Source organism: Aurantimonas endophytica (assembly GCF_014196845.1).
In the GTDB taxonomy this organism is placed as follows: domain Bacteria; phylum Pseudomonadota; class Alphaproteobacteria; order Rhizobiales; family Rhizobiaceae; genus Aurantimonas; species Aurantimonas endophytica.
This window is the reverse complement of the sequence record NZ_JACIEM010000006.1, coordinates 201,250-213,084: the sequence shown is the minus strand read 5'-3', so window position 1 is coordinate 213,084 and position 11,835 is coordinate 201,250. Positions and strand designations below refer to the sequence as shown.

The following is an 11,835-nucleotide window of genomic DNA, read 5'->3' as shown; positions in this document are numbered from 1 at the left end:
CTGAGACCGCGTTTCATGCGGCGGCCAAGTCGCCCAGCGCCTTGTCGAGATCGGCCCTGACCAGCGCGGTCAGCAGGGCGGGGAACTTCGCGCGTTCGACATGGGCGGCGAGTGTCTGCGCATCGTCGCCGAGGCCGAGCTTGTGTGCGGCTTTCAGCGCGCGGGCGTCGGCGAACGGGTAGAGCTCGTCCCACACGCGCTGCACCTCGCGGAAGAAGATGTCGGCGCCGACGTCGCCGATCCCCTTGAACTGCTTCAGCAGCCGGCGCTCCTCGGCGGGATCGCGTCCGGCCGCCTCACGCAGCTTGCGCAGGTCGCCGCCATAGGCTTCCAGGCAATGGTCGGCCATGTCCTTCAGAAAGGTCGAGGTCTTCTCGTCGAACCGGGCGTAGCCGTTGCGATTGAGGATCAGCACCCGCTCCTTCCATGTCGCCGCGGCCATGCGCTCGGCGCTGGTCAGTCCCCCCGCCTTCAGCGCTTTGGCCGCCTGCAGCGCCTGCTCCGCGCCGATGCGGGCGGAGAAGAGGTTTGCCGCCACCAGCCAGAGGAAGAGCGGCATCGGGGTATTCTGCGACAGATCGAGACCCATGGCTTGGGCGTAAGTCTCGCCGCCATAGCGCGTCATCAGTCTCTCGACCACGTGCTTCGATGAAGCGGCCATCAAGCTACATCGTCCGGCCCGCGGGTCCGTTCCGGGACCCGAGCGCCGCGAACAGCAGCGCCGCGCCGGAGCTGATGAAGGAGACGGCGAGGAACAGGCCGATCGCCCAGACCGCCGTGCCCGGCAGGCCCAGCACCAGGAAGATCGCCAGCGCGATGTTGATCACGCCGGAGACCAGCAGCAGCCAGAAGCGGCCGGTCGAGGCGCGCACCGCCTGGGCGATGACGATGTTGATGATGCCGGACATCAGGAAATACAGCGCCAGCATCCATGTCAGCGTCACCGACCCCGCGAAAGGATCGTAGATGATGACGAGGCCGAGCAGGATTGCGAGCACGGCGAGGATCAGGTTGGACCAGAAGCCCGGCGCGCCGCGCGCCCGGAAGGCAGAGACGGTCCCGACGATGCCGCCGAAGACCAGCAGCCAGCCGAAGAACAGCGTCGAGGCGAGGGTCGCGGCCCAGGGCGCGAGCAGCGCCAGGAGGCCGACGAGGATCATCAGCGCACCCTGGAAGGCATAGAACTTCCAGTGATCGTGGAGATAGCGCTCGGCGAGGCCCGATGGACCTGCGTGCGGGCGCGGACGGGGGGCGGGATCGACAGTCATTGCAGTCTCCCTTTCGGCGAGAGAGGATACCCAGACGAACGGTACAACATGACGGCGCATTCCGTCTCGCCCGGTGCTACCGCCACCTACGCCGGCATGGCCTCAGGCGTGGCGGCCGAGGCTGCGGGACGTGTCGAGAAGCTTGTCGACGAGGGCCTCGAGCGCGGTGCGCGCGACATCGTCGGCGAGCCGACCGGTCTCGTCGAAACTGGCGGCGGCATTGGGCACGGTGCACTGCTCGGTCAGGACCTCGGCGTTCAGCGCTCGCAGGACGATGCGCAGCGCCTCGAGGCCCCGCATGCCGCCGAAGCGGCCTGTCGACGTCGATGCCAGGCCCGCGACGATGCCCTTGAACGGCTGGATCGGCCGGCCCTGCACCTTGCGCACCCGGCTGACCCAGTCGATCGTGTTCTTCATCAGCGGCGTCAGCGAGTGGTTGTATTCCGGGCTGACCAGCAGGAGCCCGTCCTGGGCGGCGATACGCTGCGCCAGGAGGACCGCGTTCTGCGGCACGCCCTCATCCTCCTCGTGGTCGCCGTCATAGATCGGCAGCGGATAGTCGGCGAGGTCGAGCAGCGTCACCACGGCGTCGGACATCGCCAGCATTCGCGTCGCCTCGGCGGCCAGCCGGCGGTTGTGGGAGGCAAGGCGCAGCGAGCCGGGTACGACGAGGACATTGACGGTCAATGCGCTGCGGCCCTTGCCGCGACCGCCGGGTCCTGATCGTAGACCCAGACCCTTGCCGGCGGAATGTTGCTCCAGACGATGGGCGAGTGCGAGACCGTGAAGACGCCCTTTACGGGCTCGACCGGCGGCTTCCAGAGATAGGAGAGCTGGGTGAGATTGCCGCCGGGAAGGAGCCGCGAGAAATAGTCGGTGAACAGCGCCTGCCGCTTCGCCTGCGAAAAGCTGACGATGGGGATGGCGAAGAGGATGGCGGCGAATTTCTGGTCGCGACGCGCGCCGAGCGTCTTGTCGAGGTCGAAGCCGTCGCCCTGGATGACGTTCACCTTGGGAAAGCGCTGCTTCAGTTCGCTGGCGAACTCGGCATCGTATTCGATCGAGGTGATACGCTCCGGAGCAACGCCGGCGCTGAGCAGCGCGCGGGTCACGACGCCGAGCCCGGGTCCGAGTTCGAGGATCGGTCCGTCCAGCGACGTGGTGGCGTGCCGGACCATCATCGCGCAATAGGATGGGCTCGACGGCGCGACCGCGCCCATCTTGACCGGATGCTTTACCCAGGTGGCAAAAAACCGCGCCCAGTCGCCCCCGCCTGCGTTACTCACTTCGCCGTTCGTCGCCATGTCCGTCCCGCCTTTGCTTTGGCCGCTGCCGGCTGTCCATTCGCCGCGCGATAGACCAACACGCGCGCCGGCGGGAGGTTGCGCTTGATCCACGGGCTGGTCTCCAGCCGGGCGCCGATGCGCTCGGGCTTCACCGGCACGGTCAGCGCGTAGGAAAACTGGATGAAGGGCGCGCCTTCCGGCATCTGGCGCAGCGCGCCGCCGATGACCTCCTCGCGCTTGGCATCCGGCTTAGTGAACAGCGGCAAGCCGGAGATCACCGCCTCGACCCGGCGGCCCTTGAGGACCTCGCGCAGTGTCTCCTGGACGGCGTAGGCGTCGCCCTGGATCACCCGGGCAGCCGGAAAACGCGAACGCAAGAGAATGCAGAATTCCTGCGAGTACTCGACCAGGACCAGAGCCGATTCGGGAACGCCGTGCTCGATCAGGCACTTCGTGACGACCCCCGTGCCAGGGCCAAGTTCCAGAACGAGCGACGTTTCGTCGAAGCCCGATGGATCAGGAACGTAGGCCGCCATGGCCCGCCCCAGGCTGCGCGACGACGGGGAGACCGCTCCCATCACCAGCGGACGCTGCAGCCATCCCTTGAAGAAGCGGGCCTCGTCGCTGACCTTCAGGCGCGGACGCGTCCGCTGCGGAAGCCGCGGCTCAGGCGTTACCAACACTGGCGATACTCCCATCGTGCGGAGCCACCTGCCCCGGTCGTATGTCGCCCAATACTGTTACGAAGTCACGACACCGCCAGCATCAGAGGCACATCCCTGCACATGGCGCATGTCAGGTCTCGCTCAACCCCTCGAAGAATTCCTTCATGCGGGCGAAGAAGCCGTTCGACTGCGGCGACGTCTCCGAAGAGGACAGCTCCTCGAATTCCTCGAGCAGTTCGCGCTGGCGCCGGGAGAGGTTCTGGGGCGTCTCGACCGTCACCTGGATGAAGAGATCCCCGGTCTGCGTCGAGCGCAGCACCGGCATGCCCTTGCCGCGGACCCGGAACTGCTTGCCGGTCTGGGTTCCCTCGGGAACCTTGACCCGCGTGGTGGCGCCATCCAGCGTGTTGACGTCGAAATGCCCGCCCAAAGCGGCGGTGATCATCGACATCGGCGCCTTGCAGAACAAATCCGCCCCGTCGCGCTGGAAGAATTCGTGCGGGCGCACCGACAGGAAAATGTAGAGGTCGCCGGGAGGGCCGCCGCGCAGCCCCGCTTCGCCCTCGCCGGCAAGGCGGATGCGCGTGCCGTCCTCGATCCCGGCCGGGATGTTGACGGACAGCTTGCGCTCTTCCGGCAGCCGCCCGTCGCCGCCGCATTTGCGGCAGGGGTCGGCGATGACCTGGCCGCGACCTTCGCAGTTCGGACAGGTCCGCTCGATCGAGAAGAAGCCCTGGGCGGCGCGGACGCGGCCGACGCCGCCACAGGTCGGGCAGGTCTGCGGGCTGGTGCCCGGGCGGGCGCCCGAGCCGGTGCACTCATCGCACTGGATGGTGGTGGGAACGCTGATCTCGGCGGTCTTGCCGGCGAAGGCCTCCTCCAGGGAGATCTCCATGTTGTAGCGCAGATCGGAGCCGCGCTCGCGGCCCGAGCCGCCGGCACTGCGCCCGCCGCGGGCGCGCCCACCCATCATCTCGCCGAATATGTCGTCGAAGATATCGGCCATGGAGGAGCCGAAATCGCCGCGGAAGCCGCCGGCACCGCCGCCGTTCTGGAACGCCGCATGGCCGAACCGGTCGTAGGCGGCACGCTTCTGGGGATCCTTGAGGACCTCGTAGGCCTCGGCGAGTTCCTTGAACTTTACTTCCGCCGCAGCGTCACCGGGGTTCTTGTCGGGATGGTGCTGCATCGCGAGCTTGCGAAATGCGACCTTGAGTCCCTTTTCGTCGATCTCGCGGGACACGCCGAGCATCTCGTAGTAATCGGCCTTCATTCACGCTTCCATCGGTTGTTCGGCGGGCTGGACGCAGCAGACGACGGCGCCGGTGACGCCTTTCGTCGCAAGCCCAGCATGTAGGAATGGCCGCCGGGGGTTACCATAGCGGCAGCCGGATTGGAATCGCCCGGATTCAGGCGGAGGCGAGCTGCGCTTCGCCGGCCGGCCGCGGCCTCGGGCCGGCGATCAGCGCACCGAAGCGCTTCTCCAGATAACGGTCCGACAGTATTGCCACCGCGAGCGTCGCCGCCATCGGCAACAGCCAGAAGACGTAGAAGTCGATCATACCCGTCGGTTCGATCCAGCGAGTCCAGAGAACGGTGAGGAAGAGGAATTCCATCACCGGGTGCCAGAGATAGATGCCGAAGGATACGCGGGTCACCGGCATGGCGAAACGCAGCGCGGCGGTCGAATGCGGCCGGGCGGTTTCCGCCAGTGCCGTGGCGGTCAGCGAGGCGGCAAGCAGCACCAGCACGAGATAGGTCGGCATCTGGCCGATCATCGCACCGACGGCCGCTGCGAGCAGCGCCAGGCCGGGAAGGTGCGAGCGGATGTCCAGCGATCGCCGGGCGACGACCCCGGCGATGCACGCGCCGATGCAGAAATCGGCAAACGCCCGGTAGGCACCCATCGTGTCGGCGGACGTCCAGTGGCCCGACGGAAAGACGCCCCAGCGCGACGCGAGTTCGAGACCGGCGAGCCAGCAAGCGGTAAACAGGCAGAGCCCCGGCAAGCCCTTCCAGCGTGTGGCCAGGATGATCAGGGGAAATGCGGCGTAGCAGAAGAATTCGGCACTGACCGACCAGGAGACGTAGTTGAGCGCCAGATGGTCGGTCGTTCCGAGCGCGTGCACCGCCAGCAGATGCAGCGGCACCGCCTCCAGTTCCCTCGCCCAGGGGTAATTGTCGGCGCCGGCGAGCATCGCCGCGACCGCCACGGCGACGAAGAACAGCGTGACGATGACGTGCAGCGGATAGAGCCGGGCAATCCGCCGCCGCAGGAAGCCGCGATAGTCGGACAGGCCGCGCAATTCGCTGCCGTAGCGCGTCGTGATGAAGAAGCCGGAGATCATGAAGAACATGTCGAGCAGCGGCAGCAGCCGGCGGAGGAATTCCGTGCCGACCTCGGCGCCGTAGGGCGCGGCGAACAGGAAATGATAGGCCATGATGAGGATGGCGGCGACGAAGCGCCAGCAGTCGAACAGGCGGAAATACACGGCACGCTCCGGTCCGATGCGGGGCAGCGCGATACGCGGAAGCCCGACGTGAAACGCCGTCCATTGGCACTACCGGCGGCCCAGCGTGCAAGCGGAAGGTGAAAATTGCGTTAACAGCGCAGTAGCCGCCCGCCGGATCCATACGGAGCGAAAAAGCCCCGGCGGATGGTTCCGCCGGGGCTTCTGACTGTCACGATAGGCTTGGAGCGTCAGGCCGACTTCTTGCGGTCCTCGTCGTCGACTTCCTCGAAGTCGGCATCGACCACGTCGTCCTTGCCCGATGCCGAGGCATCCTGGCCGCCCGCTTCGCCGGCAGCGTCGCCGGCCTGCGCGGCCTCGTACATTGCCTGGCCGAGCTTCATCGACACTTCGGCCAGCCGGTCGCTCTTGGCGCGGATCGAGTCGGCGTCGGCCGCCTCGTTCTGCAGCTCGGCGCGCAGCTCGTCGATCGCGGTCTGGATCGACGCGCGGTCATCCGCGGAAACCTTGTCGCCGTAGTCGGCGAGGGACTTCTCAGCGGAGTGGACGAGGCTTTCGCCCTGGTTGCGCGCCTCGACGGTTGCCCGCCGCTTCTTGTCGGTCTCGGCGTTGGCCTCGGCGTCCTTCACCATCTGCTCGATATCGGCATCGGACAGACCGCCGGAAGCCTGGATGGTGATCCGCTGCTCCTTGTTGGTGCCCTTATCCTTGGCCGAGACGTTGACGATGCCGTTGGCGTCGATGTCGAAGGTGACCTCGATCTGCGGCACGCCGCGGGGTGCGGGCGGAATGCCCTCGAGGTTGAAGCGGCCGAGCGACTTGTTGTCGGCAGCCATCTCGCGCTCGCCCTGGTAGACCTGGATGGTCACGGCGTTCTGGTTGTCCTCGGCGGTCGAGAACACCTGGCTCTTCTTGGTGGGGATCGTGGTGTTGCGGTCGATCAGGCGGGTGAAGACGCCGCCCAGCGTCTCGATTCCGAGCGACAGCGGCGTCACGTCGAGCAGCAGCACGTCCTTGACGTCGCCCTGCAGCACGCCGGCCTGGATGGCCGCGCCCATGGCGACGACTTCGTCCGGGTTGACGCCCTTGTGCGGCTCCTTGCCGAACAGGTTCTTCACCGTCTCCTGGACCTTCGGCATGCGCGTCATGCCGCCGACGAGAACCACCTCGTCGATGTCGGCCGGGGTCAGGCCGGCATCGCGCAGCGCCGCCTTGCAGGGCTCGACGGTGCGCTGCACAAGGTCATCGACCAGGCTCTCGAACTTCGAGCGCGTCAGCTTCATGGTCAGGTGCTTCGGCCCCGAGGCGTCGGCGGTGATGAACGGCAGGTTGATCTCGGTCTGCGAGGCCGAGGACAGCTCGATCTTGGCCTTCTCGGCCGCCTCCTTGAGGCGCTGCAGCGCGAGCTTGTCGTTCTTCAGGTCGATGCCCTGGTCCTTCTTGAACTCGGACGCGAGGTAGTCGACGAGGCGCATGTCGAAATCCTCGCCGCCGAGGAAGGTATCGCCGTTGGTCGACTTCACCTCGAACACGCCGTCGCCGATCTCCAGAACCGACACGTCGAACGTGCCGCCGCCAAGGTCGTAGACCGCGATGGTCTTGCCGTCGTTCTTGTCGAGACCGTAGGCGAGCGCAGCGGCCGTCGGCTCGTTGATGATGCGCAGCACGTCGAGGCCGGCAATCTTGCCGGCATCCTTGGTCGCCTGGCGCTGGGCGTCGTTGAAGTAGGCCGGGACGGTGATGACGGCCTTCTCGACCTTCTCGCCGAGATAGGCTTCAGCCGTTTCCTTCATCTTCTGCAGGATCATGGCTGAGATCTGCGAGGGCGAGTATTTCGTCCCCTCGGCCTCGACCCAGGCGTCGCCATTGTCGGCGCGCACGATCTTGTAGGGGACCATGCCCTTGTCTTTTTGCGTGGTCGGATCCTGGAAGGTCCGGCCGATCAGGCGCTTGATCGCGAAAAGCGTGTTCTCCGGATTGGTCACCGCCTGGCGCTTGGCCGGCTGGCCGACGAGCCGTTCGCCGTCGTCCGTGAACGCGACCATCGACGGCGTCGTGCGTGCGCCTTCGGCGTTCTCGATCACCTTGGCGGTCTTGCCGTCCATGACCGACACACAGGAATTGGTGGTGCCAAGGTCGATACCGATTACCTTCGCCATGAGCATTCTCCTTTGCGAGCGAGCCACCCGGGACCCTCTAAGAGGCATTCCGCCAAGGGCAGCCCCCAGAATTCTTGGAAACACCGCCGGGCCAAAACCGTTGAACAATCAGGCTCTGCGGGGCTGGCGGCTATATATGAACCGGGATTTGGGCGCGCAAGGCAGATGGTCGCGCTTTCGTGAGGAGCGGCGCGATCCAACCCCTGGGCCCGAGAGAATGCACGATGGTAGGGAACCGCAACCGTCTTCGTTCCCTTTACCGACCATAACGACCTTGAATCGGGTGGCCCAGCCAGCCTGTGCGGGGTCTTCGCAACTGGAGTACCGTCATGAACAGTATCATTTACATCGTCGGGCTGGTCGTCGTGGTCGCCATCGTTCTGTCGCTCATCGGCGTTCTCTGACACGCCGCTTCTCTTCATCGATTTCTTGAAAATTTTGCGACCCCGCTGGCCCGCCGGCGGGGTCGCATCGCGTCAGGCGTACGAATTCCGGCTGTCCTAGCCGCCGAAGATGCGCCGGAACAGCGACTGGTCGCTGGGGCGACCGCCATCGACCCGCCCTTCGACCGTCAGCCCCGGTGGCGGCGGACCGTCGCTGATGATCGCCCCGCGCGGGATGTCCCCGGGCGGCACCGGAGCGCCCCCCTGGCCATCGTAGTAATAGCCGCTGTCCGGCGCGGCGGGATCGTAATAGCCACCCTCGCCGTAGCCGCTGTCGGCGGTCAGCGGCGCTTCCTGCTCGCCGATGCGGTAGTCGCCCGGCAGCGGGGTCGCCGGCAGACCTTCGTGCGCGGCGACCATGAAGGCGTGCCAGGCCTGCGCCGGTAGCGTTCCACCCGTGACCTTCTGCATGTTGGCGCCGTTGTCGTTGCCGAGCCAGACGCCGGTGACGAGGTTGGCGGTGTAGCCGACGAACCAGGCGTCCTTGAAGTCCTGGGTGGTGCCCGTCTTGCCGGCGGCCTGCCAGCCGTCGATCGCTGCGCGCTGCCCGGTGCCGGACGTCACCACTTGGGTCATCATCGCATTCATCATCCCCACCACTTCGGGGGAGACGATGATCGGCGGCACTTCGGCGCCGCGCTCCCACAGCACCTTCCCGTCCTCGCTGGTGACGCGGTTGACCAGATGCGGCGTGGCCCGATAGCCGCCATTGGCGAAGGGGGCGAAGGCGCCTGTCAGCTCCAGCAGCGAGACTTCCGACGTGCCGAGCGCGATCGAGGCGTTCTCGACGAGTGCCGAGCCGACGCCCAGCCGACCGGCCATTTCGATGACGGCCGGCGCGCCGACGGCCTCGACCAGTTTTGCGGCGACGGTGTTCAGCGACTGGCGCAGCGCGTCGGCGAGCGTCACCGGGCCACGGAAACGGTTGTCGTAGTTCTGCGGCGACCAGTTGCCGATCCGGACCGGGCCGTCCTCGATCACCGTCTCCGGCCGCCAGCCCGCTTCGATCGCGGCGGCGTAGACGAAGGGCTTGAAGGTCGAGCCCGGCTGGCGCTTGGCGTCTACGGCGCGGTTGAACTGGCTTTGCGCGTAATCCCGTCCGCCGACCATGGCCCGGATCGCCCCGGTGCCGTCGACCGCGACGAGGGCGCCCTGGCTGACATTCTGCTTGGCGCCGTCGACCGTCGCGCGGATCGCCTTCTCGGCGGCCCGCTCGAGGCCGAGATCGATCGTCGTCTCGACGATCACGTCCTCCTTCACCTGCCCCACCAGATCGAGGATGTCGCGCATCACGACGTCGGCGGCATAGTGCTCCGCCCCGTTCCAGTAGCTGCGCGCATTGGTTGGCTTCTGCGCCCTGGCGTCGGCAAGCTCGGCCTCGCCGATGAAGCCCGTGTCGCGCATCGCGGCCAGGACGACCTCGGCGCGGGCCTTGGCGGCTTCGGGATCGCGTGCCGGGGAAAGCCGCGATGGCGCCTTGAGAAGCCCGGCCAGCAATGCCGCCTCGGCTAGGTCGAGTTCGGAAGCCGGCTTGTCGAAATAGCGTCCTGCCGCCGCCTCGATCCCGGTCGCCCCCGAGCCAAAATAGACCCGGTTGAGATACATTTCGAGGATCTGGTCCTTGGTGAACTTGTGCTCCAGCCACAGCGCCAGCACCGCCTCCTGCAGCTTGCGCTCCATGGACTGTTCGGGACTGAGGAAGATGTTCTTCGCCAGCTGCTGGGTGAGCGTCGAGCCGCCCTGCACGGTTTCGCCGGCCGCCATGTTCTCGAAGAAGGCGCGGACGATGCCCACCGGGTCGATGCCGTAATGGTCGTAGAATCGACGGTCCTCGATGGCGATCACCGCCTGGGGAACGTACGGGCTGATCTCGTCGAGGGCGACGGCCTTGCCGCCGGTCAGGCCGCGATTGGCAAGGACGTCGCCGGTGACGGAGACGATCTTGACGTTCGGCGGCCGGTCCGGGATCGCCCAGGCCTCCTGCGGCAGCTTGAAGGCGACATAGCCGACCAGCCCGGCGACGGCGAGACCGCCGACCATCCCCAGCAGGACGAACAGTCGGAACATGTGGCCGATGAAGCTGCGACGGCGCCGGCCGCCGCCCGAGCCGCCGGAACCGGATGAGCGGCCGCGGCGCGAACGGTCCCGGCTGCCGGAAGCCGATCCCGCCTTGGCCGACTTGCGCGAGGCCTTGCGGCGGATGTCGTTGGCGGCGGGCGGCACGGCCCTGTCGTCGGCGCTGATCCGGAACTCGTCGTCGGCCGGCCCGGAAAAGGTCGGTTCGATTCGCTCGTGCCGTTTCGCAGCCATCTGCAGCCCTTGTCCGAAGGGCAAGCCGGCGCGCCGGCAACCCTGTCCCCACTCGATCCGGCGAGCCGGCCTTCGGGGAAGTCGGCAACGCCAGCATCGCCGCCATGGTCGAGGCGGCGAGCAATCGCTGGGGTGAAGCCTAAATGCGGCGAATTAACGGGGCGTTAAGCAATGCGGCACCGCAAGCGGAAGCCGCTTTCGCGGCAGCGCGGCGTCTGCCGCCGCCTACCAGAGGTCGAGCGAGAAGCGCTTCGAGATGCCGAGGCCGAAGGTGAACTGGTTGGCGTCGCCCGCCTCGACGATCGGCGAATCCTTGGCGTCGCCGACGAGCCGGTCGTAGGAGGCATCGGCATTGACGAACCAGTCGGTGAAGACCTCGTAGCGGGCCGACGCCGCGACGCCGACGCTCTTGAAGCCGCCGTCGGGATCATAGGGCGCGAGCCGGCCGCCGGTGTTGAAGGATTCCGAGGTCGATACGCCGAAATAGGCGTCCATGTAGTCGCTGGAGGCGAAGCTCGCGGTCGGGCCGGCCTTCAGGACGAGACGCTCGGTCGGCCGGGCGATCAGGTTGGCGCCGATATCGCCGACGACGCCCTCGGCGCCGCCGAAGGCGTAGCGCACGGCGCCGTAGATCTCGGCGTGTTCCCACTCGTAGCTGGCCTTGAAGCCAGCCTCAAAGGTGTCGTCGACGTCGTCGAGCCCGTCCAGCTCGTCGAAATCCGAGGAGTCGCGCTCGCCGACATAGTTGAAGGACGGTCCGATCGAAAAGCCGCGGCCATCCGGGCCGCCGAAGGCGCCGAGACCGGGAATGCTCAGATACTCGACGCTGACGATCGCCTGCGGACGGATCTCGTAGTCCTCGGCCCCTTCGAACTCCGGCAGCACGATCCCGCCGATACCCAGGATGAAGACGAAGTCGGTATCGCCGTAATCGTAGGCCGCCGGCGCCGGCGCCGCGGGGTTCGGATCGTAGGGTGCATAGACATCCGCAGCGGCCGCGCCGAGGCTTGATCCGACCAGCAGGGCAAGGCCGGTAGCGGCGGTGAGAATACGCATGTCCTGATACTCCAGCCGTCCGCGTCTCTTCATTCACCGGTCGAGCCGGCAGGACGCGTGATGCCCCTCTTTCATACGGTAATCTGAGTAATCGACAATCCTGGATCGGTTGCTTTGGCGGGGGTCCGCGATGTTTGCGCAGGCAGCGTTGCGCGGCGACAACAGCCGCACCGTCCG

At 66.8% G+C, this 11,835-nt stretch carries 10 protein-coding genes; all 10 read right to left on the bottom strand.

Annotated elements, in window-relative coordinates:
* Positions 1–13: 13 nt before the first annotated feature.
* Positions 14–661: a hypothetical protein gene (locus GGR03_RS21390; protein ID WP_183210823.1), complete on the bottom strand. Its 648-nt coding sequence runs from the start codon at positions 659–661 to the stop codon at positions 14–16.
* Positions 662–665: 4 nt separating this feature from the next.
* Positions 666–1,268: an HdeD family acid-resistance protein gene (locus tag GGR03_RS21385; RefSeq protein WP_183210822.1), complete on the bottom strand. Its 603-nt coding sequence runs from the start codon at positions 1,266–1,268 to the stop codon at positions 666–668.
* A 102-nt stretch (positions 1,269–1,370) separates the two neighbouring features.
* Positions 1,371–1,955, bottom strand: coding sequence for an NADPH-dependent FMN reductase (locus GGR03_RS21380; RefSeq protein WP_183210821.1), 585 nt, complete (start codon positions 1,953–1,955; stop codon positions 1,371–1,373).
* On the bottom strand, positions 1,952–2,554 hold the full coding sequence (locus GGR03_RS21375; protein ID WP_252920337.1) for a methyltransferase domain-containing protein: 603 nt from the start codon (positions 2,552–2,554) through the stop codon (positions 1,952–1,954). Before GGR03_RS21375 ends, GGR03_RS21380 begins: the two co-directional genes overlap by 4 nt.
* Positions 2,551–3,237: a phospholipid methyltransferase gene (locus tag GGR03_RS21370; RefSeq protein WP_252920338.1), complete on the bottom strand. Its 687-nt coding sequence runs from the start codon at positions 3,235–3,237 to the stop codon at positions 2,551–2,553. The genes GGR03_RS21375 and GGR03_RS21370 overlap by 4 nt, the downstream gene beginning before the upstream one ends.
* A 112-nt stretch (positions 3,238–3,349) precedes the next feature.
* Entirely contained in the window at positions 3,350–4,492 is a 1,143-nt protein-coding gene (gene dnaJ / locus GGR03_RS21365; protein WP_183210819.1) for a molecular chaperone DnaJ, read from the bottom strand.
* Positions 4,493–4,628: 136 nt separating this feature from the next.
* Positions 4,629–5,711, bottom strand: a complete 1,083-nt coding sequence (locus GGR03_RS21360; RefSeq protein WP_252920339.1) for an acyltransferase family protein — start codon at positions 5,709–5,711, stop codon at positions 4,629–4,631.
* A gap of 209 nt (positions 5,712–5,920) precedes the next feature.
* Positions 5,921–7,849, bottom strand: a complete 1,929-nt coding sequence (gene dnaK, locus GGR03_RS21355; protein WP_183210818.1) for a molecular chaperone DnaK — start codon at positions 7,847–7,849, stop codon at positions 5,921–5,923.
* Positions 7,850–8,349: 500 nt separating this feature from the next.
* Positions 8,350–10,602, bottom strand: a complete 2,253-nt coding sequence (locus GGR03_RS21350; protein WP_183210817.1) for a transglycosylase domain-containing protein — start codon at positions 10,600–10,602, stop codon at positions 8,350–8,352.
* A 225-nt stretch (positions 10,603–10,827) separates the two neighbouring features.
* A complete protein-coding gene (locus tag GGR03_RS21345) occupies positions 10,828–11,658 on the bottom strand; it encodes a MipA/OmpV family protein (RefSeq protein WP_183210816.1) in 831 nt (276 codons plus the stop codon).
* Between the last annotated feature and the right edge of the window lie 177 nt (positions 11,659–11,835).